This window comes from Planctomyces sp. SH-PL14 (assembly GCF_001610835.1).
Lineage (GTDB): Bacteria > Planctomycetota > Planctomycetia > Planctomycetales > Planctomycetaceae > Planctomyces_A.
This window is the reverse complement of record NZ_CP011270.1, coordinates 3,733,147-3,758,789: the sequence shown is the minus strand read 5'-3', so window position 1 is coordinate 3,758,789 and position 25,643 is coordinate 3,733,147. Positions and strand designations below refer to the sequence as shown.

The 25,643-nt window shown below is 67.6% G+C and carries 16 protein-coding genes and 1 tRNA gene; 2 read left to right on the top strand and 15 right to left on the bottom strand.

Features of this window, described 5'->3' with window-relative positions:
* Nucleotides 1–47: 47 nt before the first annotated feature.
* The 13 genes from VT03_RS14525 to VT03_RS14465 form a co-directional block, all read right to left on the bottom strand.
* Nucleotides 48–1,559 (bottom strand): ankyrin repeat domain-containing protein, encoded by a 1,512-nt coding sequence (locus VT03_RS14525; protein WP_197489328.1) that lies wholly within the window; start codon nt 1,557–1,559, stop codon nt 48–50.
* A 56-nt stretch (nt 1,560–1,615) separates the two neighbouring features.
* The gene (locus VT03_RS14520; RefSeq protein ID WP_410000421.1) at nt 1,616–2,959 is read right to left on the bottom strand and encodes a DUF1552 domain-containing protein; all 1,344 of its coding nucleotides are present in this window, start codon (nt 2,957–2,959) and stop codon (nt 1,616–1,618) included.
* Nucleotides 2,959–5,322 (bottom strand): DUF1592 domain-containing protein, encoded by a 2,364-nt coding sequence (locus VT03_RS14515; protein WP_075093637.1) that lies wholly within the window; start codon nt 5,320–5,322, stop codon nt 2,959–2,961. The genes VT03_RS14520 and VT03_RS14515 overlap by 1 nt, the downstream gene beginning before the upstream one ends.
* Before the next feature lie 180 nt (nt 5,323–5,502).
* On the bottom strand, nt 5,503–6,789 hold the full coding sequence (locus tag VT03_RS34210; RefSeq protein WP_075093636.1) for a BatD family protein: 1,287 nt from the start codon (nt 6,787–6,789) through the stop codon (nt 5,503–5,505).
* Nucleotides 6,786–7,460, bottom strand: a complete 675-nt coding sequence (locus VT03_RS34205) for a tetratricopeptide repeat protein (RefSeq protein WP_075093635.1) — start codon at nt 7,458–7,460, stop codon at nt 6,786–6,788. The genes VT03_RS34210 and VT03_RS34205 overlap by 4 nt, the downstream gene beginning before the upstream one ends.
* The gene (locus tag VT03_RS14500; RefSeq protein WP_075093634.1) at nt 7,457–9,487 is read right to left on the bottom strand and encodes a VWA domain-containing protein; all 2,031 of its coding nucleotides are present in this window, start codon (nt 9,485–9,487) and stop codon (nt 7,457–7,459) included. The genes VT03_RS34205 and VT03_RS14500 overlap by 4 nt, the downstream gene beginning before the upstream one ends.
* Nucleotides 9,481–10,035: a DUF4381 domain-containing protein gene (locus VT03_RS14495; RefSeq protein WP_082846214.1), complete on the bottom strand. Its 555-nt coding sequence runs from the start codon at nt 10,033–10,035 to the stop codon at nt 9,481–9,483. The genes VT03_RS14500 and VT03_RS14495 overlap by 7 nt, the downstream gene beginning before the upstream one ends.
* Nucleotides 10,035–10,991, bottom strand: a complete 957-nt coding sequence (locus VT03_RS14490) for a DUF58 domain-containing protein (protein ID WP_075093633.1) — start codon at nt 10,989–10,991, stop codon at nt 10,035–10,037. The genes VT03_RS14495 and VT03_RS14490 overlap by 1 nt, the downstream gene beginning before the upstream one ends.
* 12 nt (nt 10,992–11,003) lie before the next feature.
* On the bottom strand, nt 11,004–11,987 hold the full coding sequence (locus tag VT03_RS14485) for an AAA family ATPase (protein ID WP_075093632.1): 984 nt from the start codon (nt 11,985–11,987) through the stop codon (nt 11,004–11,006).
* Nucleotides 11,988–12,116: 129 nt separating this feature from the next.
* The gene (locus VT03_RS14480) at nt 12,117–14,624 is read right to left on the bottom strand and encodes a fused MFS/spermidine synthase (RefSeq protein ID WP_082846781.1); all 2,508 of its coding nucleotides are present in this window, start codon (nt 14,622–14,624) and stop codon (nt 12,117–12,119) included.
* Between the two features lie 77 nt (nt 14,625–14,701).
* Nucleotides 14,702–16,552 carry an arylsulfatase gene (locus VT03_RS14475; RefSeq protein WP_197489327.1) on the bottom strand — a complete coding sequence of 617 codons (1,851 nt, stop codon included), beginning with the start codon at nt 16,550–16,552 and terminating at the stop codon, nt 14,702–14,704.
* A 60-nt stretch (nt 16,553–16,612) separates the two neighbouring features.
* Nucleotides 16,613–17,665, bottom strand: a complete 1,053-nt coding sequence (locus tag VT03_RS14470) for a formylglycine-generating enzyme family protein (protein ID WP_075093631.1) — start codon at nt 17,663–17,665, stop codon at nt 16,613–16,615.
* 138 nt (nt 17,666–17,803) lie between these two features.
* The gene (locus VT03_RS14465) at nt 17,804–18,661 is read right to left on the bottom strand and encodes a LysR family transcriptional regulator (protein ID WP_075093630.1); all 858 of its coding nucleotides are present in this window, start codon (nt 18,659–18,661) and stop codon (nt 17,804–17,806) included.
* Between the two features lie 447 nt (nt 18,662–19,108).
* Between VT03_RS14465 and VT03_RS14460 the strand changes: the two genes are divergently transcribed.
* On the top strand, nt 19,109–19,792 hold the full coding sequence (locus VT03_RS14460; protein ID WP_075093629.1) for a carbonic anhydrase: 684 nt from the start codon (nt 19,109–19,111) through the stop codon (nt 19,790–19,792).
* Nucleotides 19,793–20,052: 260 nt separating this feature from the next.
* Here the strand turns inward: VT03_RS14460 and VT03_RS14455 are convergent.
* Nucleotides 20,053–20,126, bottom strand: a tRNA-Arg gene (locus tag VT03_RS14455).
* Nucleotides 20,127–20,778: 652 nt separating this feature from the next.
* On the opposite strand from VT03_RS14455, the gene VT03_RS14450 reads away from it, so the two are divergent.
* Nucleotides 20,779–23,868 (top strand): LPS-assembly protein LptD, encoded by a 3,090-nt coding sequence (locus VT03_RS14450; RefSeq protein ID WP_075093628.1) that lies wholly within the window; start codon nt 20,779–20,781, stop codon nt 23,866–23,868.
* Between the two features lie 212 nt (nt 23,869–24,080).
* Here VT03_RS14450 and VT03_RS14445 read toward each other — a convergent pair whose 3' ends face one another.
* Entirely contained in the window at nt 24,081–25,100 is a 1,020-nt protein-coding gene (locus VT03_RS14445; RefSeq protein ID WP_075093627.1) for a CPBP family intramembrane glutamic endopeptidase, read from the bottom strand.
* Between the last annotated feature and the right edge of the window lie 543 nt (nt 25,101–25,643).

The following is a 25,643-nucleotide window of genomic DNA, read 5'->3' as shown; positions in this document are numbered from 1 at the left end:
GCGTCTCCGGCAGGAGCGGCCAAACCGGCTTGCCCGGCCGATCAGACTCACTTGGGGGCGGAAGGCGGCCCACTCGGCTTCTGCTGAGAAGCGGCGTGCGCTCCGGTCCCCGGAACCGCCGTCTCCGCATCGCGCCGCAGGACCTGCTCGATGGCGGCGATCGTCTCCGGCGAGGGCCGAAAATTTCCGGGGCGGTGTCCCTGGGCGATCATGAGCGGCGTCCAGCCCCACTTGTTCTTCCGGTCCCAGACCTCCGCCTTCGCGCCGCGCTCGGCCAGCAGAGGCACGAGTTTGCTCCAGCTCTGGTAGGCGGCGCCGTGCAGGACGGTCTCGCCATTGTCGTCGACGGCATTGATGTCCGCGCCCAGGTCGAGCAGCATCCGGACGGCGGCCATCGCCTCCTCTTCCGTCGCCGCGGCCTCGTCGCCATCCCCGAGCGCACCGACCCCGGCCGCCGCCAGCAGCGGGGAGGACTTGTCGGCATTCGGCAGACGGGCATCGGCCTTCAGTTCCAGCAGCAGCCGCATGAGCGGCATGTCCCCCGACCGCGCCGCGAGGAGGAACGGCGTCGAGCCGGTCGTGGTGAATCGCCCACGGCCGGAAGAGCCCTTCTCGAGCGGCCGATCGACGTCCGCCCCCTGCTCCACCAGCGCGCGGACGAGATCGAGGCTGCTGAGACGCCCCGAGCCCCGCGGAGGCGGATCGCCATCACCGCGAATCGGCTTCCGCATCAGGGCGATCGCATGAAGGGGAGCGTAGCCAGCCGGCCGGCGATTCGGATCCGCTCCCGCTTCGAGGAGATGGACGGCGAGTTCAAAGTGTCCGTTCTCGATCGCCAGGATCAGCGGCGTCAGGGCTTTGCCGTTCTTTCCGGACGGCTGGGTGGGAGCGTTGACGTCTACCCCCGCCTCCAGGAGCCGGAATACGACAGCAGATCGCCCTTCGCGGACCGCAAAGAAGAGGGGTGTAAATCCCGATGCCAGCGGAGTCCGGAAATCGGCTCCCGCCTTGAGAAGCACGTCGACGACGTCGAGGTTTCCGTCCGCCGCGGCCCACATCAGGGCGGTCTGCCCCTTCCGTTCCCGGGCATCGACCTTGGCCCCGTGCTCCAGCAGCAGCCGGACCGGTCCGACCCGTCCGGTGCGGGCCGCGGTCATGAGGGCGGTCTCTCCTCCCGCGAGAGTTTCGTTCGGGTCGGCCTGAGCCTCCAGCAGCAACCGGACGACCGCCTCGCTGCCGTTCGTGCAGGCCAGAGAGAGCGGCGTGACGCCGTACTCGTTGGCGGCCCCCGCCCGGGCCCCCGCCTCCAGGCACTGCTTCACCAGCTCCGGATCGTCGTGATACGCCCCCCAGTGGAGAGCGGTCATGCCATCGGCCTGAGTCGCGTTGACGTCGGCCTTCTGCCCGAGGAGCGTCCGGACTGCCGCGGCGTCCTGGCGCTCTGCCGCGTCGGCGACGGGCGAATCGGCCGCGCAGGCGGTCGCGACCATCAGCCCCATCGCGATCACCGCGCCGGCCAGCCGCGAAAGGAGCGCCCAATGGGATCTGCGTGAGGACAATGTGGACTCGGCTCGAGGGTGGTTCAAAGAGGACATCGACCCATCTTGAAAACCTCTCAGATCGAGAGCGGCTGGAACAGCTCGTCCATCTTTCCGTCGCTGTCGGCGAACGAGTCCAGCCGGACGCCGACCTTGTCGAGGAGCGTCAGGTGCAGGTTGGCCAGCGGCGTCGGTTCCGCGAACCGGAGATGGCGGCCCCCCTGCATCTTCCCCGCCGCGCCGCCGGCGACGACGATCGGCAGGTTGACGTGGTCGTGCACGTTCGGATTCCCCATCCCGCTCCCATACAGGTAGAGCGAGTGGTCGAGGAGCGAACCGTCCCCCTCGCGGGTCGCGTCGAGCTTCTCCAGGAACTCGGCGAAGAGCGAGACGTGGAACCGGTTGATCCGGGCGACCTTGGCGATCATCTCCGGATCGTTGCCGTGATGCGTCAGCGGATGGTGGGGCTCATTGACCCCGATCTCCGGATAGGTCCGGTTGCTCGTCTCCCGTGCCAGCTGGAACGTCACCACGCGGGTGATGTCCCCTTGGAGCGCCAGGAGCTGCAGGTCGAACATCAGCCGGGCATGATCGGCGTAGCTCGCCGGAACGCCGGTCGGCCGGTCCCGGTCGGGAAGCGGATTGTCCCGCGCGGCGGTCTCGGCCTGCTGGATCCGCCGTTCGACGTCCCGGACGGAGGTCAGGTACTGGTCGACCCGCTGCCGGTCGGCCGGACCGAGGGTCTTCTGCAGGCTCGAAAACTCTTCGGTGACGGAGTCGAGCAGGCTCGCGCGGCGGCGGAGGGCGGCGCGGCGGTCGGGACCGGCTCCCTGTTCGCCGAACAGGCTTTCGAAGACGAGCCGGGGATGGGCCTCCGCGGGGAGCGGCGTGGTGGGGCTCGACCACGACAAATTGTTCTGATAGACGCAGGCGTACCCGTTGTCGCACTGGCCGACGACCGACATCAGGTCCATCGACAGTTCCAGCGACGGGAGCGGCGTCTCGCGGCCGATCTGCTGGGCGGCAAGCTGATCGACAGTCGTGCCGAGGTGATAGTCGGTACTCTCCGTCCGCTTCGCCTTGGCGGCGCTGAGGAAGGCCGCGTTCGACGTCGCATGCGTCCCGGGATAGGCGTTTCGCAACTCCAGGTTCGAAACGACCGCGATCTTCCGCTTCATCGCTTCGAGAGGCGAGAGCGTCGGCGAGAGCTCGTCGAGCGTCTCGGCCCCGGGCGGCGCCCAGCGGGACATGTCGCAGCCCATCGGCATGTAGACGAAGCCCAGACGGCGGAGCTTCGCCGGAGCGGCCGGCGTCTCGGCGAGAGCCGTCAGCGGAGCGACCATGGCGTCGAGCAGGGGGAGCGCGAGAGCCGCCCCCATCCCGCGCAGGGCCGTCCGCCGCGGCAAGGCTTTTCGAATGATCATGGCGACCTTCTCATCTGGAACGGCGTGCTGCGAACGATGCCGAGGATCAGCGCGGAGAACCGGTTGTTGTCCTGACCCGCCTCGCGAACGATCCGCCGGACAGCCGGGGCGTCAAAGTGCTCGACTCCCCGGCCGAGCGCAAACGTCAGGAGCTTTTCGGTGAGGGTCTGAACGAACAGCTCCGGGCGGCGGAGCAGCGCCTCTTCGAGACCGGCGACGCCGTAGAACTCACTCCCATCGGGAAGGCTGCCGGAATCATCGACCAGCATCTCCCCTTCGGTCTCGCGCCAGCGGCCGACCGCATCGAAGTTTTCCAGCGAGAAGCCGACCGGGTCCATCTGGTTGTGGCAGACGGCGCAGTTCGCGTCGGCGCGGTGCTGCTGCAGCCGCTCGCGGATCGGCAGGAGGCTTGAGACGGTGTTGTCGGCCAGGGCCGGGACGTCCGGAGGAGGGGGCGGCAACGGTGTGCCGACGAGGTTCTTGAGAACCCATTGCCCGCGGATGACCGGCGAAGTCCGGTTGGCGTAGGAGGTCACGGTCAGGATGCTGGCCTGCCGCAGAAGTCCTCCCCGATGACTGCCGGTATCGAGCGTGACGCGGCGGAAGCGGCTGCCGTAGACGTGGGGGACGTCGTAGTGCCGGGCGAGGCGCTCATTGAGATACGTCGCGTCCGACCGGACCAGATCCAGGACGCTCCAGTCATCCCGCAGGACCTTCTCGAAGACGAGCTCCGTCTCGCGGCGCATCGCCTGCCGCAGGTTGTCGTCGAAGTCCGGAAAGAGCCGCATGTCGGGGGTAACGGCGTCGAGGTTCCGGAGATACAGCCACTGTCCGGCGAAGTTTTCGACGAGCGACCGTGAACGCGGGTCCTTGAGCATCCGCCGCACCTGCGGCTCCAGGACTTCGGGACGGCGGAGCTCGCCCCGCGTCGCGAGTTCGAGGAGTTCGTCGTCCGGCATGCTGCTCCACAGGAAGTAGGAGAGCCGGGACGCAAGCTCGACTTCGGAAATGCGGTACGGCGTTCCCCCGGAGACCTGTGCGGGATCGCGCTCGATGCGGAAGAGGAACTGCGGATTGACGAGAATCGCGCTCAGCCCGCGTTCGATGCCGGTCTCAAAGCTTCCCTCGGCCCGCCCCTCCTGAAAGAACTTCAGCGGCGTCTTGAGGTCCGCTTCGGAGACCGGGCGGCGGTAGGCTCGTCGGGCCAGCGTCGTCAGGATCTGCCGGGCCGCCTCCGGCTCGTCGCTCGGGTTCGCCGGGGGCGTGGCGAAGGTCCGCCGCCCGCTCCGGCGGGCCTCCGGGCCGGACGCCTGAATGGGCCCCAGGATCGTCACTTCGTAGACCGCCGGTCCGAGACGCGGGTGGCGGTAGAAGTTGAAGTGGACGTTGAGCGGCTGCCGGGTCGATTCGAGGAGCGATGACCCCTTCTTGACGAACGTCACTCCCACCTGATGAGAGCCGGCGGTCACGCTGACGCGGGACTTCAGGTTGGCGTCAACGGTCTGGTGGCTTTCCGTGCCGGTCGGGGGTTTTACCTGGAAGCGATCGATCCGGGCGCGGTCGAGGAGGATGACGAGGTCGTGCGGTTCCCGCAGCGACTCGATCTCGTCGTTGCGGTCCCGCATCAGCCGGACCTGGACCTCGTACTCCCCGTCCTGCGGAAAGTGGTAGTGGATCAGGAGTCCCCCGCGCGTGCCGAACGGGAGTCCCTCGACGTGGCTGTCCTGAGTGACATCGGGGCGGAGCCGGACCGTATGGGCATCGGGCTCCCGCGACGCGGAGCCGACGGCGAGGCGGCTGATCGTCTCGGCGGCGGCGAGGTATCGGCCGAGCAGTGCCGGCGAGAGGTCGGCGACCGTGACGTTGTCGAATCCGTGGCTCGACTCATCCGGGGGGAGCAGCGTCGCGACGTCGACATCGAGGTCCAGCAGGTCGCGGATCGTATTCCGATACTCGGTCCGGTTGAGCCTTCGAAACGTCTCGGTCCGTCCGGGATTCGGAGCCGCGGCGGCGACCGCATCGAGGGCCGAGGTCAGCGCCGCCAGAGCGGATTGGAAATCCTTCTCGGAGGGGCGAGGCGCCTCCGGAGGGGGCATCTGCCGAGAGGCGAGTTTGCGGACCACCTTCTCCCAGGTCTCGGTATTCGGGCCGATCTCCGCTGCGACGAGCTTCTGAAGGTCGAGGTTCGCGGCGTGATCCGAACTGTCGTGACAGTTGAGGCAGCTCGACTCGATCAGCCGCGCGAGAGGCGCCCGGTCGGGCGAAACGGTCGACGGCTGCGACGAGGGCTGATCCGCGCGGGAGCCGCATGCGAGCGCATGAAGGGCGATGAACCAGACCGCAGTCCATCGGTGATGCATGGCGCGTGCATTCCTGCTGGCAACGGTGCATCACGGTGCCGGCTTCGATTCCCGAAGTCTCGACAACCCCCGCAACGCATCAATGTCTCCTTGCGAGTATGGAACGCGTCTCGAATGAATGCAACAACCCACCCGACGACAGCTTCTTGTGTGGTCGGGGGCACTTGCCGGGTTTGCGGGTTATGGGTTCAGCGGAGGCAAACGGGCGGCGGCGGTGCGAGCCTGGTGGCCTTCCCCGGCACGATGACGCTGCAGCGAGTCGGCCAGAGAGCGGCCGTCCCACGGAGCTCCCGTGGCGACAGCGCGTTCCAGATCACCCATCGGACCGGCCAGGGAATGGTCCTGCGCGGCGATCTCTTCGCAGGTCATGACGGCATTGCCGGACGAAAACGATTTCCATCGAAAGAGAGCGTCGTGGGCCTTCCGCGGATCGTTCTTTCGACAGGCAAGGATGAGTTCGTGGAAACGCGCTGCCTCAAGTGGGGATGAGGAGGCGGAGTGTTCCCAGCGCACGAACAGGATGATGGCGGCGCTCAGAAGCAGCGCGCTGCCTGCGGCCATCCACCACGGCCACCGCAGTCGCCGGGCCGAGGCGGCCGTCGGAGCGGGGGGCTTGCCGTCGGCGGCGTCGCCCGGCCTCGCGAGGATTTCAAACGTCACCGCAGGGAGGCGAACCTCTTGCAGGGCATTGTCCTCCAGGTTCCACCAGGGAATGACCAGTTCCGGAAGCGACACGCGACCGGGCTTCTGACAGATGTAGGTCGTCTCATCGATTCGCTTGCCGAGGAGAACGCCGCGCTCGATCCGGTCCTCCACGGCCGGCGGTCGCGGATAGGCCTTGAGCGTCTCGGTGCTGGAGGCGGGGATCGGAGGGAAGACCATGGCCGGGACGTCGGTGGCGGTCGACGTGATCCTGCGGGTCAGGCTGTCACCGACATGGAGGGTCTTCGGGCTGTCGGGCGTCCAGGACTCTTCGACGCGATACTTTTCGGCGCAGACGATTCCCGGAAGGGCCTCGGCTCCGGGCGGAGCTTTCGCCGTGATGGTCAGCGGCTCCGTCATCAGGCTTCGCTCGACCGGTTGTCCCCCCGGCATCGCCGGCGACGAGAACCGCACCGCAAAGGAGGGGAGGGTGTAGGTCCCCGGCCGCAGGGCGAAGAAGGCGAGGTCGTACGTCTGGACGATATAGCTCGTCTTCCCCTCGTCGCGGGTCCCGAGAGTGGGACGGTCGCCGAACTGCATCAGCACCCCCCCGGCGACCCTCGGCAGATCGAACGCGACGGCGCTGGAAAAGGTGGTCGCCGTCAGGAGGTTGACCGTGATGGGGCACTTCTGCCCGGCCAGAAGCGGCTTGTCGCTCTCCAGCGACATCTCGATAGCGACGGGACCGGTGACCGGCTCCGCGGCGGGAAGGCTCCGATCCGGAACGAGCATCAAGGCCACGACGCCGAGAAAAACCACCTTCACGGTCTGTCTCCCTGGCGGCCGTTTCCAGAGTCCGAGGTGCGGCTCTGCTGATAGGCGAACTTGGCCCGCAGGAAGTCGGCGGGCTTCGTCTGGACCCGCCGCAGCCAGACCGCCTGGATCTCCGCGTCCGACATTGTCCCGCCGGTGACGGTCTCGGTCTCCCGCGACCTGGAATCGGCGGGCTTCCTGTCGAACGCGATCTCGTCCGGCTTGATCTGGCCGCCGGTCCCCTCGCTGCCGTCGTTCGGAGGATGGATCCGCTGGAGGCGAACCTGGGCAATCGCCCGGTTGCGGACCGGGTCGTTCCAGCCGGGCCGCCCGCGGATCGCGAGGTCGTAGCTGGCGATCGCCTCGGCGTACTGTCCGGCCATCACCAGCGCGTTGCCGCGGTTGAAGCTCCCCTCCGGAGTCGCGACCCGGCCGTACTCCGCGGCCGCCTGCTTGAAGTCGCCGGAGCGGTAGAGAGCGTCGGCGCGATGCCGCGGATCGGGATAGGTCTTCGCCGCCTCGGCAAACTGTCGGCGGGCCATCAGCCGGTCCCCCTGCTGGGCCGGCGTCCGCCACAGGTTCGCAAAGCGTCCCCCGGCGGCGGACCAGGCCCACGCGATCCCCAGGATGACACCCAGTCCCCCGGCGGCGGCGATCGCTCGTTGTTGAAAACGGCTCGTCATCCGGCCCCTCCCGATCCGAGGAACACGAACCATCCGGGCCGGAACCAGAGCAGCACGAGAAGGGCCAGCGGGTAGAGCAGGACGTATCCCGAGTCCTCCCAGCGGCTCTCGGTGTCATCGGCCTTGGACGCGACGAGCCGCGTCACGGTGCGGTTCGTGAGCGCCTCGACGTCGCTGTCGTCCGGAGTGACCGGGACGAAGCTGGCCGAGAGCGCGGCAACGGAACGGGAGAGCGCCTCCCGGTCGAGCGGCGGAGCGGGTGGGCTCCCCGGCGGAACCGGGGCGTCGGGAGGGGCGGCGACCGCCAGGACCTGGACCGGGGGTCCGCTCCGCGACCAGTCGGCCGGGAGGGACTTCCAGGCGTCGGCTGGGAAGCTGTCGGCGAGCAGGATGACCGAGCCGGGGACCCGTGCCCGGGCGAGCTGCGCCTGTGCCAGCTTCAGCGCCGCGGCGGGATCGTCCCCCTCGACGGGCATGATGGCCGGATCGAGAGCGGTGGCGAAACGGTCGATCTGCGTGGCGTCATGCGTCAGCGGCATGACGAGGTGCGCGGAGCCGGCATACGCCACGAGGGCCGCCCGGGTCCCTTTCCGCCGCTCCAGGATGTCTGCGATCTTCTGCCCCGCCCGCGCGAGCCGGGAGGGCTGGATGTCCTGGGCGAGCATGTCCGGGGTGACCTTCACGACGAGGACCAGCGCCGCGTCGTCGCGGCTGAAGGGGGACGGGACGCGCCGCCACGCCGGACCGGCGACCGCCACGATCGCCAGGAGCCACCCCGCGGCGAGGGCCGCCAGCGGTCCCCACCGCGACCGCGCATCGGCCCCGATCACGAGATGCCGCAGCAGCCGCGGATCCATCGCCCGCCGCCACGCCGAGAGCGGATCGCCCCGGCGGCGGAGCATCGCGAGCAGCCAGACCGCGGGACCGAGACCGAGGAGCCACCAGGGCCGCAGGAAGTGCAGGTCCGAGAGCGCCGCCGGGAAGAGCCCCGCGGCCAGAAGGAGCGCGACCGCCGTCGCCGCGGGCGCCAGCGGTCGCGAGCCAGTCGCGCTCTCCGCCGGGAGCCGCAGAATCCGGACCGCCTGCCAGACGAGCGAGAGGACGAGGGCGATCCCGAGCGGCCAGTGAAACAGTTCGTGGCGGGGGCGGTGCGTGATGGTCTCGGCCGGACGCGTCCGCAGGGCGTCGAGGTCCCGGTAGATTGCCGCAAGCGCCGCGCGGTCCGCCGCGTGGGCGTAGCGGCCTCCGGTGGTCCGGGCCATCGACTTGAGCGTCGCCTCATCGAGCTTCTCTTCGCCGGCGGCGGCGGGGTCGCCGACCGCGACGGTGTGGATCGTGATCCCGCGGTCGTGGGCGATCCGGGCCGCCTGCTCGGGAGGGACCTGGCTGCCGGTGTCGTTCCCGTCGGTGAGGGCGATGATGACCCGGTCCGGGATCGTCGAGTCCTTGTCGAAGACCGTCAGCGCGAGCCCGACCGCGTCGCCGAGGACCGTCTTCGGCCCCGCCATCCGGACCTGGGCCTCGGCCAGGAGCTCATGGCATGCATCGAGGTCTTCGGTGAAGGTCGTCTGGAGGAACGGAGCGGAGCCGAAGAAGACGAGCGCCACCCGGTCCCCCTGGCGGCGGTTGAGGAAGTCGTCGAGGACCTCCTTGACGGCGGTGAGGCGGTCGACCTTCTGCCCGGTGGCGTTCGTGAAGTCCTTCGTCTCCATCGAGCCCGAGAGGTCGACCGCCAGCAGGAGGTCGCGGGTCGGGACAGTCCGGCGGAGCGGCGGCTCGAGCCACTGCGGCCGGGCGAGCGCCAGGACCGTCAACAGCCAGACGCTCCAGAGTGCCAGCCGCTGAAAGCGGGGGGGCCGCTCGGCCGCTCCTCCCGACGAGGGGGACCGACCGGTGAGCCGGGCGAGGCGGTCGAGGAACGGGACCGCGACCGCCGCCCGCGCCGGCCGCCAGGCCGGGACCAACCAACCGATCAGGAGCGGGGCCGCTATCAGGAGGAGCCACCACGGTGCGGCGAGCGTCAGCATGGGACCGGCTCCCCGGAGGAAGGGGGCGAGTCCGCGCGGTGGTGGCGGATCCACTCCTCGGCCGCGGCGATCAGCCGCTCGCGGTCGGGCCGGGACAGCCTCCCCGGGGCCGCGGGGTCATAGGCGATCGACTCCAGGTCGATTCCCGCCTTCGCCGGAAAAGTCCCGTCCGCAGAGGTCTCGTTCAGGAACCGGAGCCACGCCGCGCCGCTCAGGCCAGCGACACGAGGACGTCCCGCTGCCACAAGGGCGATTCGTTTGAGCAGGACGGGAATCTCCCGCAGCCGCTCCGGAGCGCGCTCGCTCTCGCGGGCGATCCGTTCGAGTTCTTCCAGCCCTATCCGCCGGTAAGCGTTCGCTCGCCAACGGATCGCCTCCTTCGCGAGCCGCCACAGGCCGGCGGCAAGCAGCAGCGCGGCGAGCAGGATCCAGCCCGGCGCGGGAGGCCACCAGGCGGCGGGCGGCGCGGTCACGATGTCGGCCAGACGATCGAGGCTTCCCGGATCGTCCACCGCGAGGCTCGCGGTCATCGAGAGGAAGAAGCTCATCACGGCGCGCCTCCCTGGGCCGGACGCAGCCGGGCTCCGAGGGCCCGCGCGACCTGCCGCGGCACGTCCTCCGCCGCCGAGACCGTCAGGACCGGAACCTGCCGGCGGCGGGAGAGTTCCTGAAGCCGGGCGACCCGCCCCTGAAAGTCCTGGCGGAACCGTTCCCGCAGCCGGTCTTCGGAGGCGTCGACCTCCAGCCGGTCGCCGCCCTGGGCCATCCGCAGCCGGCCGGCCGGGGGGAGGTCCGCTTCGAGCGGGTCGTAGACGAAGACCAGGAGAACGTCGTTGTGCGCCGTGATCCGGGTCATCGGCTCGAGCGTCGCCGGACCGGCTCCCGCAAAGTCGCTGACGACGCACACGAGGTGATCGTGCGTGGCGACCTGAGCCGCACGCTCGATCGCCTCGTCGAACGCCCCGTCGCGGGAGACCTGACCGGCCCGAAGCTGGCGGTTCTGCCGCGCCACCGCGGACAGGAGCCGCATCACGCGGGCGTTGCTGCGGTGCGGGGCGATCTCCTCCCGCTCGGTCCCGTTGAACACGATTCCCCCCACGCGGTCCCCGGAACGGAGGGACCGCCACGCGGCGAGCGCGGCCCCTTCGGCGGCCGCGACCGACTTCATCGCGCGGCGGCTGCCGAAGAACATCGAGGGCCGCTGGTCGACGATAAGGAGCAGCGGCCGGTCCCGCTCTTCGGTGTAGACCCGCACGTGCGGCCGGCGGGTCCGGGCGGTGACGTGCCAGTCGATCGTCCGGATGTCGTCCCCCGGGAGGTAGCGGCGGAGCTCTTCGAAGTTGAGCCCCCGCCCCCGCAGCCGCGACGCATGTGGCCCCGAGAGAATCGACGTGATCGGCTGCCGCGGCAGGAGGGAAAACCCCTGCGTGCGGTGCTTGAGCCGCGCAAGGTCGCGGACGTCGCAATAGACGCCGTCGTCGGAGTTGAGGGTCTCTTCGGACATGCCGCTTCTCCGCTATCCCACGGCGACCTGTTTGACGAGTTCCGCCAGGACGTCATCCGCGGTCTTGCCGTCCGCCTGGGCCTCGTAGCTCAGGAGGACGCGATGCCGGAGGCAGTCGAGGGTGACGGCCCGCACGTCGTCGGGGGTGACGTAGTCCCGCCCCTGGAGCCAGGCTCGGGCCCGGCTGGTCCGGTCGAGCGCGAGCGTCCCGCGGGGGCTGGCCCCGACACTGATCCAGCGGGCGAGGTCCTTGCCGAACGCTGCCGGCCGCCGGGTTCCCGCCACGAGGGCCACGATGTACCGCTCCACGATCTCGGTCACGCCGACGCCGTGGATCTCCCGCCGGGCATCGAACACCGCCTGCTGCGGGATCTTGGGTGGGGACTCGGCGGCGGCCCTGGACTCGGCCGGCTGCTCCTCGCTCCGGACGAGCCGCATCACCTTGAGCTCGTCGTCATCGCCCGGCTGACGGACCAGGACGTGGAGCAGAAAGCGGTCCTTCTGGGCCTCGGGAAGAGGGTAGGTCCCCTCCTGCTCAATGGGGTTCTGCGTCGCCAGGACCATGAACAGGTCCGGCAGCTTGTGGGTCTTCCCGGCGACGGTGACCTGCTTCTCTTCCATCGCCTCCAGCAGCGCCGCCTGGACCTTGGCCGGGGCGCGGTTGATCTCGTCGGCGAGGATCAGGTTCCCGAAGATCGGCCCGGGCTGGAACGTGAACTCGCCACCGCCCCCCTGTCCCTTGTCGTAATAGATCTCGCTCCCGGTGACGTCCGCCGGCAGGAGGTCCGGCGTGAACTGGACCCGCCGGAATTCGGATTCGAGGTTCTTGGCCAGCGTCTTGACCGCCCGGGTCTTGGCGAGTCCCGGCAGCCCTTCAAGGAGGACGTTGCCGCCGGTAAGGAGCGCCAGGATCAGCCGCTCGATCACCGCCGCCTGGCCGATGATCGACTCGCCGACGCGGCGCTGAAGCTCCAGGATCGATTCGCGAGCGGACATGGCGACTCTGGGGAAGTTGGAAATTCGGAGCGGGGACTGGCGGCGGGAGCCCGCGCGTCCCCCGGGAACAGGATACCGAAGCCTCGCGCCGCCGCGCTCCCGGCGACAGGAACGAGGGCTGGCGGCCCTCTACGGCGGCCCGCGCGCCGGTTCGCGGCCGGCGATCCAGTGGTAGTACAGGTTGTGCGGCTCCGCCCGGAGAACCCCGTCGAGCGTCTCGCTCCACTTGGATCGGTCCCGCTCGTAGGCATAGAGCGCGGCGGCATAGAAGGCGTGGAGCGTCTGCCGCGTGCGAGCAACGGCCCCGGGAAAATCGGGAGAGCCCCCCGCCAGGGGCGGCTCGCTCTGGAGTTCCAGGAGATGGACGAGCGTCCGCTCAAACTCTCCCGGAAGGACCCACGGGCCGGATTCGATCCGGGGCCGGTCGTCGGTCACCGGCGGCGCGTCGCCGGCATATTGCACGAGTCCGGCGCGGTCGCAGACAAACGTCGCCAGGAGCGCGGCGGGTGAGTCGATCCCCACCTCCCGCAGCGCCGCGGAGACCCCCGGCTGCTCGAAGCGGGCGGTGATCCTGGCGGCATCCAGCTCCATTGGCGAACGCGAGCCCACGAGCAGCATCTCGTGGATCTCGGTGGTCCAGAGCGAGGCATGCGGAAAGGCATCGAGAAAGCTGCGGATGAGCGACCGCGTCTCGGGCTCCCCCTGGGTCGGCAAGGGGAGCCACTGGGCGACGAGGCCCCGTTCTTCCAGCCGGCTCGCGGCGAGCTCGTAGAAGTCGCGCGAATAGAGGTTCACGACTCCGGCCGCCGACGGGGGAGGCGGTTCGAGGGTAACGAGGTCGTAGCGGTCGTCGCTCCGAAGAAGCTCGCGCCGCCCGTCGCGAAGGCGGATCTCGACCCGCGGATCGGAGGCGACGCCGGCATTCCCCTCGAAGAGCGGAGCCGCCCGGACGACCGCCGGCATCAGTTCCGCGCAGACCCGGCGCTCGAGTCCGTCATAGGCCAGGAGGCTCCCGGTCGTGATCCCGGTCCCCAGTCCGATGACCAGAGCCGAACGGGGCTCGCCCCGATGGATCAGGAGCGGCAGGAGGGCCTGGAGCCGCATGTACCGCAGCGACGTCATCGAGTCGCCGGAGTTCGAGACCCCCTGGATGTAGAGCCGGCGGAACGTGTTCTGTCCGGTTCCCTGCCGGAGAACCGCGACCGTTCCTCCCGGCCCCGCTTCGTGGAAGAGGAGTTTTCCACCGCGGCTCTCCGCCAGAAGCGATCCCAGGTGCGCGGGTGAGGTCGCCGCCGCCGCGATGACCACGATCCCCCCCAGGACGGCCGTCACCCCTTTGGTGAGAGACGTCCCGCGAAAGGCGGCCGTGCTCCCCACGATCACCGCCCCGACCGCCAGCGCCGCCATCGTCCGCTCCAGCCCGAGCGCCGGAACGAGGACGAACCCCGTCGTCAGCGTCCCCACGATCCCGCCGATCGTGTTGCAGGCGAGGAGTCGCCCGGCATCGTGGCCGGCCCGCGGCGCATCCCCCAGCAGTCGCAGCGCCGCGGGGAACGCCGCGCCCAGCAGGATCGTCGGGAGGAGGACGATCGCTCCCGCCGCGGTCAGAAAGCGGGCCGCCATCGCGGCCGACTCCTGTCCCGTCGCCGCAAAGGCCCAGCCCGCGACGGTCCGCTGAACCTCGGCAAGCCAGGACCCCAGCAGCTTCACTTCCAGCAACGCCGCCGCGCCGGCAGCCGCGATCAAAAGCCCGAACCGCCCCCACGGATCTTTGTTCCGGTCGGCCCACCGGGCGAAGAGGGCGCTGCCGATCGCGAGCCCGGCCAGATAGACCGCGAGGACGACGGCAAAGGCAAAGGTCCGCGTGCTCGTCCACTGGACCACGACCTGCGACCAGACCACCTCGTAGCCGAGCGCGATCCCGCCTGCGACGGCATAGAGCCCCATCGCCAGCCCGTAGCCAGCCGGACGCGGGGACGGAGAGAACTCCGGACCGGGTTCGGAGTCACCGACGGCCGCCGCGCCGCGGTCCCACGTGGCCCAGACGATCGCTCCCACGGCCGCCAGCCCATTGAACCCGGCGGCAACGAAGGACGATCCCAGAACGCCAAACCGGGGAACCAGAACGAACGCCGTCAGGAGCGTCCCGACGATTGCCCCCGCGGTGTTGGCGGCATAGAGCCGGCCCCCCGCGGTCCCGACCGGGCCGGTGATCCGCAGGGCCTTCAGCAGCACGGGGAGCGTTCCCCCCATGAGACACGCGGGAGCGCCAACCAGAACGAACGGCAGCCCCCAGGCGAGGAACCCGGACGAATGTTCGCATGCGACGAAGACCGGCGCGGCGGAGGCCAGTACTCTCGTCGTACCAACCCCCAGGACTCCGATGCCGACTTCGAGGAGGGCATACAGCATCAGCGGGCTCCGCGCCGAGTCCGCCAGCCGGCCCAGCGCCGCTCCTCCGATCGCCAGTCCCGCAAAGAACCCGCTGACTGCGATCGCCACCGCATAGACGTCGACGCCGACCACCAGCGAGAGCTGTTTCACCCACAATGTCTGATCGATCAGCGCGGCGGCTCCCGAGGCCGCCAGCAGCAGCGCCGCCGCGGCCTCGCGCCGCGTCTCGACTGATCGAAGCATCAGGGACTCGATAAGAAAGGCGTGCCGGTCACGGACCGGCACGCCTGGTTCAACTCGATACACCGGAGAAGCGAGGGTCAATCCAGTCCGCGCTTCTTGAACGACTCGTCGATCTTCTTGTCGACCCGCCGACGGATCTGGTCGATGCTGAAGCTCGCCGGTCGCTGGCTCGGTGGATACTCGACGAACGTCTCCAGGAACGCGGCGGCCTTGATCTGACCGTAGGCGATCACGTAGGCGTTCTCGACCCGCCACTGGTCGTAACCGCTGCCGGAGATCTCGGCGTGCTCATACGGGTCCATCCGCAGGTTGAACATCTTCGGGACACGCAGTTTCTTGAACGGATTCGCCCAGATATCCATCTGGCCGGGCTGCTCCTGTTTCTCGAAGACGATCTTCCAGTCCCCCGACCGCATAGCCACGAGGTCACCGTCGTCGTTGAAGTAGAAGAACTCACTCCGGGCGCTGTCCTTCGACTTGCCGGTCAGGTAGTCGAGCTGATTGAAACCGTCGAGGTGGTTCCGAAACTTCGTCTCGTTCCCTTCCGGCTGCCAGCCCTTGAGGAGCCGGTCCTTGACGCCGTCATCACCGGCGGCGGCCACAAGGGTCGGGAACCAATCCTGACCCGAAACGATGCCGTTCAGCACTTCTCCCTTAGGGAACTTCCCCGGCCAGCGGGCCAGACACGGGACGCGGAACGCCCCTTCCCAGTTCGTGTCTTTCTCGGATCGGAACGGAGTTGTCGCCGCGTCGGGCCAGGTGAAGGCGTTCGGGCCGTTGTCGGTCGTGAAGATCACGATCGTGTTGTCGGCGATCTTCAGATCGTCGAGCTGCTTCAGCAGCTTCCCGACGTTCATGTCCATCTCGATCATGCCGTCGGCATACTCGTTGCCGGGCATGCCGCTCTGCCCCCGCATGCTCTCCCGCACGTGGGTAAAGATGTGCATCCGCGTGAAATTCATCCAGCAGAAGAACGGTTTGTCCGCCTTGACCTGCCGGTCGATGAAGTCCTGGCAGGCGGCGGTCGTCTCGTCGTCGATCGTCTCCATCCGCTTCCGGGTCAGCGGACCGGAGTCGACGATCTTGCCGTCGGCCGAGCTCTTGATGACGCCGCGTGGCGAGTAGGCTTTGACGAACGCCTTGTCGTGCTTCGGAAAATACGGTCGCTCCGGCTCCTCTTCCGCGTTGAGGTGGTAAAGGTTCCCGAAGAACTCGTCGAAGCCGTGGGCCGTCGGGAGGTATTCGTCCCGGTCGCCGAGATGGTTCTTGCCGAACTGCCCCGTCGCATAACCGAGGGGCTTGACCGCCTGGGCGATCGTCATGTCCCCTTTTTGGAGACCGACCGTCGCGCCCGGAATCCCAACCTTCGACAGCCCCGTCCGGAGGCACGCCTGTCCGGTGATGAACGTCGAGCGGCCGGCGGTGCAGCTGTTCTCCGCGTAGTAATCGGTGAACAGCAGACCTTCCTTCGCGATCCGGTCGATGTTCGGCGTCTTGTAACCGACCAGCCCGTGCGTGTAGGCGCTGAGGTTCGACTGGCCGACGTCGTCTCCGAAGATCACGAGGATGTTCGGCTTCTTCCCGGAGGCGGCTGCCGCTTTGGAGTCCGCCTGAGCCAGCAGCGTGGCGCCGAACCCGACGTCGTTCGCTACTGCCTCGCAGCGGCCCGTTCCCGAACTGCAGCAGATCCCGCTGCCGTCGCCTCCGCTCTCCCCTTCGCTCCCCGCCGTCGCGGCCCGGAGCAGACGGTCCCCCAGCGACCCCTTCGAAGCGGTCTCCGGCTCGACCGCCGTGGGGCGGGCGCGGCCCGGCCCCAACTGTGCGGCCAGTGCCGCCTTCTCGCCAGGCGACGGCATCAGGGCGGCGGCGTATCCGAGCGCCCCCCCGAACGCCATCAGCACGAGCGTTGGCCAATGGATGCGTTTCATCGTGTAGCTCTCCTCGACGACACAAGAGAACCGGTGCGACCGACATCGCGCCGGAATCAGTCAGGGATGGGACGGATCAGGCCGGACGCAGCGAAACCCGACATGCGACATCCCCGTATCCGGAGCGCAGCCGTGTCGCGCGCCGGGACGATATCGGGAACAGTAGCTGTCGTTGCAGAGAAAGGATCCACCGCGCTGGGACCGCTGCGGCGTGAAGGGATGACGCGGATCGCGGCTGGCCGTCGCCTCGACGGGATCGATTGTAACTTCGCGGCGCGAATGTTCCATGTAGGCGTCGCGAACATACCAGTCGGCGCACCACTCCCACACGTTCCCCGCCATGTCGTAGAGGCCGTAGGGATTGGGGGCAAAGGAGCGGACCGGTGCCGTGCGGACGTAGCCGTCCTGCATCGTGTTGCGATACGGAAACTCTCCCTCCCAGATGTTGGCCCGCGGTGCCCCGCTCATCGGCGGCTCCGTCCCCCACACATAAGGAGCCCGGTCGACCCCGCCCCGCGCGGCCCGCTCCCATTCCGCCTCGGTCGGAAGCCGCTTTCCCGCCCAGCGGGCGTATGCCTCGGCGTCGTCCCACGAGACCTGCACCACGGGGTGGTTCTCCCGCTCGGTCAGATCGCTTCCGGGGCCTTCCGGGTGTCGCCAGTTCGCCCCCGGCGTCCAACTCCACCACCCGGCGACGTTGTCGAGCGGTACCGGCCCCTCGGGGGGTGTAAAGACGAGGGCTCCCGCAACCAGCGTCTCCGGCGGCGGCGCGGGTGTCCCCGGCGGCGACTGAGCCAGGATCTCCTCAGCCGTGGGGGCTTTCTCGGCGGTCGTCACATAGCCGGTCGCGGCGACGAATGCCTCGAACTCCCCGTTCGTCACCTCGGCCACGTCCATCCAGAACCCGCCGACACGGACGCGGTGCGCTGGCTTCTCATCGGGCCAGCCGAGGTCCGACTCAGTCCCCATCGTGAACTCGCCGCCGGGAATCCAAACCATTCCGGGAGGAGTCGCGGCAGCGGCCGATCCGCGGTAGGCCTGCCAACCCTTTGTGGCGCCGAACACGATGCCAAATGCCGCCAGGGCGATGGCGAAGGCCGAAACTGATTTCATGGACAAACCATCCCGTGTGAGATCCGCGGGTATTGTGGTTCATCGCAATCAGAGGCGGAACGCCGCCGCGTCAGAATGTCCGCGAGCAGTGAGGCGGCATCGGATCCCCTGTGATCGCGGCTCCGGCAACGACGCTCGTCAGCCCTTGATGCTCTCGAGGCTGCGCACGACGTGCTCCGCGAAAATCTCCGCGATCCTCGACAGCTGGTCCTTCTTCATCAGCGCCACCTCCGAATCCGCCAGATGCGGCAGCTTCGTCTCCTTCCGGATCGGATGAATTCCGGGCGGAATCATGTGCGCCGGCAGCACCGTGATCCCCAACCCCGCCCTCACCGCCGCCAGCGTTCCCGCCAGACTGGGGCTCGTGTAACTGATGTTCCAGCTCCGCTTCGCCCGGTCGAGCGCCGCCAGCGCCCGGGCTCGATAGATACAGGGCTGAGGCGACAGCACCAGCGAGAGACGCTCCTCCGGCTGATAACCGTCCGCCGCCGCCCAGACCAGCGGCTCGCGCCAGACCTTCGTTCCCCCCTTGACCCGCTGCGGATCGCGTTTGGCCAGGATGACGTCGTACTCGCCCCGATGGAAACCATCCATCAGGTTGAGCGTCAGGTCGCACGCCACCTTCAACTGCACCCGCGGATGATGCTGCCGGAAACGGGCGAGCACGTCCGGCAGGTAGTGCGTCGCGAAGTCCTCCGGCGTGCCGAATCGGATCTCCCCCTCGATGTCCGGCTCCCGCAGACGGCTGAACGCCTCCCACTGAAGCTGGATCATCCGCCGCGCATAGCCCAGGAAGATCTCTCCCTCCGGCGTCAGCGAGACCCGGCGACCTGTGCGGTCAAACAGCTCGCAGCCGAGCTGCGTTTCCAGCTTCTTGATCTGCAGGCTCAAGGCGGACTGCGTCCGGTTCACCTTGGCCGCCGCCTGGCTGAACGTGCCGGTTTCGGCAATCGCCACAAAGCTGGTGAGCTGCAACGTATCGACAAAGAACGACATGATTCGACCTATTCAAAAACCTCATCAGACAGATGAGAACTATCAATTGTACAAATAGAACTGCGGCGCCTACCCTGTCGAGCACGATGATTGAGAAGAACGCCACGATTCCCAGAAAGGAGCCTCGATCCGTTGTCTCGCTCTCACGAGTTGGGTTCGTTCCCGTTCCCGCGCCGCTCTTGCGTGACGCCCGGGCTGGAGCCTGATTTCACCGGCCAGGCGGTCGCCTCACGGACAGCCGTCTCACAGGCCGCCGTCCGGCGTCGCGATGTCGTCCTCCTCTTCCAGCGGTTCCTGTGCTAACGGCCGGCGGACTCCGCCCATGAGGCCGGAGTTCTCCCGTCGACAGCCGCTCCGTGCATCCTGCCGCGCTGCTGCCCTCCGCTCTTGCCGCTCGCTCCCCTTCCTCCAACTCCCACTCAGCCGCTCACCTCGCGAGGTCCGACCATGCAGAAGCTCGTGCACGGAATCCACCACTTTCAGGCCAAGATCTTCCGGCCGCAGCGGGAGCGTTTTGAGAAGCTGGCCGACGGACAGCGGCCGCTGGCGGTCTTTGTGACCTGCTCGGACAGCCGGGTGAATCCGAACCTGATCACCCAGACCGATCCGGGGGACCTGTTCGTTATCCGGAATGCAGGGAACATCATTCCGCCGCATCATCCCAACCCCGGCGGGGAGGAGGCGACGATCGAGTTTGCCGTCACGGAGCTCAAGATCCGGGACATCATCGTCTGCGGGCATACGCGATGCGGCGCGGTGACAGGGCTGCTCCATTCCGACCGGCTGGGTGCGATGCCCGCGGTCCGTTCCTGGCTCTCGCACGCGGAGGGGACGCGGCGGATCATTCGGGAGAAATACGAGCATCTGTCAGAGGGGGCTCTGGTCAATGCCGCGGTGCAGGAGAATGTTCTGGTGCAGCTGGAGAACCTGCGGACGCATCCGGCGGTCGCGGACCTGTTGGCGAAGGGGACGTTGAAGCTGCACGGCTGGGTTTACAAGATCGAGACGGGCGAGGTGTTCGCGTTCGCTCCGAAGACGGGCCAGTTTCAGCCGATCACGGAGCATTGCCAGCCGGCGGCCTCCGCGACCCCGCTGGCCACACCAGCCCTGTGCGCGGGGCATGGAGCTTGATGACGCGCTGGAACGCGCCTGCCGGGAGCGTTGCGCGACGCCGGCCGGAACACGGGGGGAGGCTCCAGGCGCTTCGCGGCGTTCTTCGGCCCAGCAAACTTTGAGATCTCAAACCTCTCGTTCTGGAAACCAGTGACGAGCCGAGAGGTTCGTTGCAGCCCCCGTCAGCTGGCGCTGGCGGGGGGCCTCTGTGACAAAGTTCTGGGACGGGCCAGGAAGAAAGCTTGCTGGTGTCGACGTAAATCGTTGCCAGCGAAAAGCGTCCTCGGGAGGGCTCGAACCTCCAACCTTCGGCTTCGGAGGCCGACGCTCTATCCAATTGAGCTACGAGGACCGAAAGCAGTCGCCACTTCTGGGCGTGTCGACAAATCGACACCGTTCAGGGCGGCGGGTTCGGCATCTTATCGAATCGACGTCGCGATTCCATCAACCGCCGCGTCGATCGGCTGGCTCATTTTGGAATCTCGCTCGCCCGCCGCTCAATTCTGCCGTCGAGCAGTCCCCGGGCGCCGCTTTCATTGCTCGCTCAGCTCTGGCCCTGGGGGCGCCACGACCCGTTGTTGACCCCGCTTGCCCATCGAGGGGGACCGTTTGTTTGTGGAGCATCGTCGGCTCTGGCGACGGTGACCGTCGATCGCGGGACCGATGGTGACAACCCCATATGAGCATTTAGCTTCGGGGAAATCCGGCGACGAGGCGACCGGATTGCTCCCCGCTGCCAGGGTGGCATCCGGCAGTCAGCACGGCTTCATGGTGTAAGTTGTTGTTTTCAAATTGGTTGCGCGTCTGATGTCTGCCTGAGGACCCGTATTGACCATCTTTTTCACCCAGTCGTATAGTCCAAGTCCATTTCAGACCCTGGAGAGATTCTGTCCCTCCAAGTCTCAAATCCCCCGAAGCACCGGAGCCCGGTTTTCACAACTGGCTGCCGGCACTCGACATCCGACCTTTCCTTCCAACCTCACCCCTACCCCGAGTCCGCTCGCTTGCCGCGTTCGTTTCGCGTCAAACTGTGCCTGGCGGTCCTCGGCCTCGTTGCGTTGGCAACGCAGGCCCTGGGGCAGTCGCGCCCCGCGCGAACCTTGGGAGTAGGGGGGCACAGCGCGGCAATCCCTCAGGCGACGGTCCGTCCGGCCAGCGGGCACCAGATCACCACGCCCGAGTACCAGGAGACTCCCGCCGCCCACGCCGGCGATCCGATCGAACTCCAGGCGGACCAGGGGTGGTCCTGGGAAGAGGGGGGCGAAGGGGCCCTATATCTCCACGGGCGCTGCCGGATTTCCCAGGGACGGCTCAATCTTTCGGCCAACGAGATGGTCGTCATCCGCGAAGCGGGTGCCGACCCGGCGGACGAGACGCGGTATTTCGTCTACATGGAGGGGGACGTCGTCATCGAGCGGCCCACCTCCCGCGATCCCTATGGGTTCGCGAGCATCACCCTCGTTTCGCGTCCGGATCCGTCGTTCCCGAAGACGAGCCTCGTTCAGTCCTCGATGGCCGACCGGCCGATCGTCAAGCGGGCCTTCCAGAACCGCAAGCGGCAGCGGACGGGCGTGGAGCTGACTCAGTTCGTCGTTCCCGCCAGCCCTCCCGGCACCGCGCCCCAGCCTGGGTCCGGCGCCATTCCCCTCCAGATCGCACCCGGTCCCATCGGCCCCCGGCACGTCACGATCAATCCGCGGACAATCGGGCAGGATCCGGTCATCCGCGGCGGCATCGTTCCTAACACCGCGCCTCCCGAGTACGTCATCACGGTGACCCGCGGGGTCAACCTGGTCGTGGACAACGTCCCGATCAATGCTGCCGGGCAGGCGATCTACACCCGCATCGACCTCACGGCGGACCGGGCCGTCATCTGGACCGACGCCAACCGGCTCGACGGTCTCGGCGGCGGCTTCGACGTCGATGAGACGACTCCCTTTCAGGTTTATCTCGAAGGGAACATCGTCATTCGCCAGGGGACGAACGAGATCACGGCCACGAACGCCTTCTACGACATCCGCGAGCGGCGCGGACTGATGATGAACGCGGAGGTCAAGACCTTCGTTCCCGAATACGACGCGACGCTGCGTCTCCGGGCCGACACGCTCCGGCAGCAGTCGGAGAACAAGTTCCACGCGAAGAACGCCTTCGTGACGACGAGCGAGTTCGGCCAGCCCGGTTACCGTCTTGAAGCGGGCGAGATCTTCGTCGACAACGAGCCGAACCCGTTCACCGGCAAGCGACAGTCCCCCTATGTCTCCGCCGTCAATCCGCGGGTCTATATCGAGAATGTCCCGGTTCTGGCTCTCCCCTCGATCAGCGGTCCGGCGGACGAGAGCCTGATCCCGATCCGCCGCGCCAAGGTTGGCTCCGACAGCATCAACGGGGTCTCGGTTGAAACCCTGTGGAACGTGGAGACGCTGCTGGGGCTCAATTTCGAAGACGATATCGACTGGACCCTCGAGCTCGACGGGTACACCAAGCGCGGGCCGGCGATCGGAACGCGGTTTGAATACGACCGCGTGGTTCCAATCTTCGGCGTGCCGTCGCGGGTCTTCGGGAATGCCCGCGCCCGCTACATCAACGACAGTGGCCTCGACAACCTCGGTCTCGACCGCCGCGACCTGGCCTTTCCGGACGCGAACCGCGGCAAGGTCGACTGGGGGCAGCGGATCGAGTTCCCCTTCGGCACCACGCTGACGACCGAACTGGCCTACGTTCTCAACAACGACCGCAACTTCTACGAGCAGTGGTACGAGAACGACTTCGACACCGGCAAGGACAAGGAGACGCAGGCGACTCTCTCGCACACCTACGACAACCTGACGGCGTCGATCATGGTGCGGGACCGCCTCAACAACATCTTTGACCAGACGTCGTGGCTCCCCAAGGCGGACCTGACGCTCCTCGGCCAGCCGCTTCTCGGCGACTACCTCAACTGGAGCTCGCATACCTCCGTCGGCTATGGCCACATCAAGCCCGCGCAGCCGCCGACGAATCCCCAGGATGTGTTCACGCCGCTGCCGTACTTCCCGGACGTCGAGGGGCTGGTCGCCATGACCCGGCACGAGGTCAGCCTGCCGCTCAACGTCGGGCCGGCCAAGGTGGTCCCCTATGCCCTCGGCGAGGCGGCGTTCTGGGAACAGGGACAGAACGGCGACGCGATCGACCGCTTCTACGGCAGCCTCGGCGTGCGGGCCAGCGTCGAGTTCTGGAAGGCGTACCCGAACCTCTACAACCCGATCCTGGGCCTCAACGGTCTGGCGCACAAAATGGTCTTTGATGTCGACTACTCGTACTCCGAGTCGTCGCGTGGAATCGGCCAGATCGCCCAGTACAACGAGTTCGACGACGACGCGCAGGAGCGTTTCCGCGAGCGGCTGTTCACCAACTCGTTCAACGGCATGCCTCCGGCGTTCGTCGATCCGCGATCGTATGCGATCCGCAGCGGAGCCCAGCGGTCCGTTACCGCGATGTCCCCCGAACTCGTCGACGATCTGCACGTCGCCACGTTTGGCTGGCGGCATCGTCTCCAGACCAAGGAAGGCTCGCCCGCCGGTCCCCGAACCAAGGACTGGATGACGCTTGACCTCGAGATGTCGGTCTTCCCGAACGCCAACCGCGACAACTTCGGCGAGACGTTCGGTCTCATCACCGGCCGCTACGCGTGGTATGTCGGAGAGCGGACGAGCTTTCTGGCCAGCGGGGTCTGGGATCCCTTCGTCGGCGGTCAGCGGCTCTGGAATGCGGGGATCCTCAGCCAGCGGAGCACGCGGGGGAGCGTCTATGTCGGCTTCCGGCAGATTGAAGTCGGCGAGGTCCAGACGCAGCTCCTGGTCGGCAGCATGTCGTACCGCATGAGCGACAAATGGGTCTCGACGCTCGGCACTTCGTTCGACGTCGCCGAGGGGATCGACCGCGGGCAGACGGCAACGCTGACCCGGATCGGCGAGTACATGCTGTTCCATCTGGGGATCGGCTACGACCGCAGCCGGAACAACTTTGGCGTCGGCATTTCGATCGAGCCCAAGTTCGGCTCCTATGCCGGCGGCTCAACCCAGCTCAGCTCTCTCCTCGGCATTCAAGGCTACTAACCAGGGGCGAGGCCCCTGGACCCGGTGGCCGTGGGGCGATGGGATTGAGGTTGCGGGGGCCGTGTCGGCGAGGACGCGGTTCGAGCTAAGAACCGAAGGCGTTCCGGTGATGAATCACCCGAACCACGGACGACCGGGTTGAGGACTCTTCCTTGGCTCTTCGTCTCCGCCGAGGAGCTTTCTCCCGCAAGTCCGGGAGTAGACCGACCGCGCTACCGGACGGTGTTCAGCACGAACGTCAGTGTGAAATTTGCGATCCCCAGACCGGCGAACGCCGCCTCGCGGGGATGGCATGCAGGGACTTTCTGGTCCGAGCGCCGCCGGAGACTCCAGGCCAGGATCACGAGGTAGACGGCAGCGGCGAGGAGGACGGCGGGGGCGTTGGGAAGTTGCTCGACGACGCGGTAGCGGGCCAGCGACACCCACAGCAGGTTGTTAAAGAAGTGGAGCAGGATGGGGACCCACAGGTTCCCGGTTGCGAGGTAGGCGACGTGGAGGAAGATCCCGACGGGGATCGTGGCAAGCATGTGGGGCGGGAAGGCGTGGGCCGCTCCGAAGAGAAGCGATGTCCAGAGGACGCCCGCGACAATGCCGCGGCGGGCCACGAGTCCCCGGCCGATGAGGCCGCGGAACACGAGTTCTTCCGCCAGCGCGGGGCCGAGGGCCAGGGCCACGACCAGGATGGGATAGGGGGTTCGGAGCAGATGGTTGCCGAGGAGGCCCAGGGGCGTTTCGGAGACAGTCGGGATGTTCCACATCGACCGCCAGACGATGAGGGCCTGACGGTAGATCTCGTCTGACAGGAGGCCCAGCGGCAGGACCGCGCCGAGGACGAGGAGGGTCTGGTCGAGTGTCGGCCGCGAGAGTCGGAGGTCGGTTCGCCAGGTCGGTCCCATTCGCCAGCGGACGAGGGGGAAGATGGCGAGCAGGGCGGCGAGACCGGGGACGCCGATGAGGACGAAGGACCGATCGAGGTCGAGCTCGATGATGAACTCGATCAGCTGGTTCCAGGAAATCTGGAGTGTTCCGAATGCCGCGAAGGCGATCAGGCCGAGGGTGGCGGCGAAGGCGAGGTTCTGCAGCAGGAAATAGAGGCCGACCCAGCTGATACTTTCGAGCAGATTCGGTCCGAGGCGGGACGAATCGGTGGCTGAGGCGGACATCGCCTCGGTCCCGGAGGGGGCGTGGGCGGCGGGGAGGGCTGTGTCGTTGCCGGGGCTCACGAGGGACATCAAACGACCTCGATGGAAACGCTGCGGCTCGCGTCGTCCGTCCGATTATGCGGCTTGCCCCGACGGGGGAAAAGGCCGTCGGGAAAGTTCACAAGGTGGGCGCAAGGGCAGTCACGGGCCTTCTTTGGATACGGATGGGGCGATTGGTCGTAACGGAGAATCTGGCATGTTCCCCACATTTCGGGGTTTCCCAAAGCCGTTCTTGCCGGCACGGCTATGCCACCTCAAACCCAACGTGCGACGGCAGCCGGGGTCAAGGGGGCAACCCCTTGCCGCCGGAGGCACTTTTGTGAGGAACCGTGGTACACAACGGGCTTCCGTTTTGTGGTACCGGCGTTGAGGGCTCCACCAAACCACACCACTCGCTTTGCAATCCCCGTGGGTTGGTGAGGGGGCATCCGGCACGTCGTCCGCGTTTGGACACGGGCTCCTTCAGATATCTCTCGACGGCCAGGCCTCCGGCGGGCAAGGGGAATTCTTCCCCCTGCACCCCCTGACCAGGGTGCCCCTGGACCCGGTGGATGACGCTTCCCTCACGATTCG

Bases quoted from the DNA above. Each gene is read 5' to 3' on its own strand.
- VT03_RS14480 (WP_082846781.1), bottom strand. From the start codon at position 14,624: ATGCTTCGATCAGTCGAGACGCGGCGCGAGGCCGCGGCGGCGCTGCTG.
- VT03_RS14475 (WP_197489327.1), bottom strand. From the start codon at position 16,552: ATGAAACGCATCCATTGGCCAACGCTCGTGCTGATGGCGTTCGGGGGG.
- VT03_RS14490 (WP_075093633.1), bottom strand. From the start codon at position 10,991: ATGTCCGAAGAGACCCTCAACTCCGACGACGGCGTCTATTGCGACGTC.
- VT03_RS14515 (WP_075093637.1), bottom strand. From the start codon at position 5,322: ATGCATCACCGATGGACTGCGGTCTGGTTCATCGCCCTTCATGCGCTC.
- VT03_RS14470 (WP_075093631.1), bottom strand. From the start codon at position 17,665: ATGAAATCAGTTTCGGCCTTCGCCATCGCCCTGGCGGCATTTGGCATC.
- VT03_RS14495 (WP_082846214.1), bottom strand. From the start codon at position 10,035: ATGAGCTTCTTCCTCTCGATGACCGCGAGCCTCGCGGTGGACGATCCG.
- VT03_RS14445 (WP_075093627.1), bottom strand. From the start codon at position 25,100: ATGTCCCTCGTGAGCCCCGGCAACGACACAGCCCTCCCCGCCGCCCAC.
- VT03_RS14465 (WP_075093630.1), bottom strand. From the start codon at position 18,661: ATGTCGTTCTTTGTCGATACGTTGCAGCTCACCAGCTTTGTGGCGATT.
- VT03_RS14485 (WP_075093632.1), bottom strand. From the start codon at position 11,987: ATGTCCGCTCGCGAATCGATCCTGGAGCTTCAGCGCCGCGTCGGCGAG.
- VT03_RS14500 (WP_075093634.1), bottom strand. From the start codon at position 9,487: ATGCTGACGCTCGCCGCACCGTGGTGGCTCCTCCTGATAGCGGCCCCG.
- VT03_RS14460 (WP_075093629.1), top strand. From the start codon at position 19,109: ATGCAGAAGCTCGTGCACGGAATCCACCACTTTCAGGCCAAGATCTTC.
- VT03_RS34205 (WP_075093635.1), bottom strand. From the start codon at position 7,460: ATGACGAGCCGTTTTCAACAACGAGCGATCGCCGCCGCCGGGGGACTG.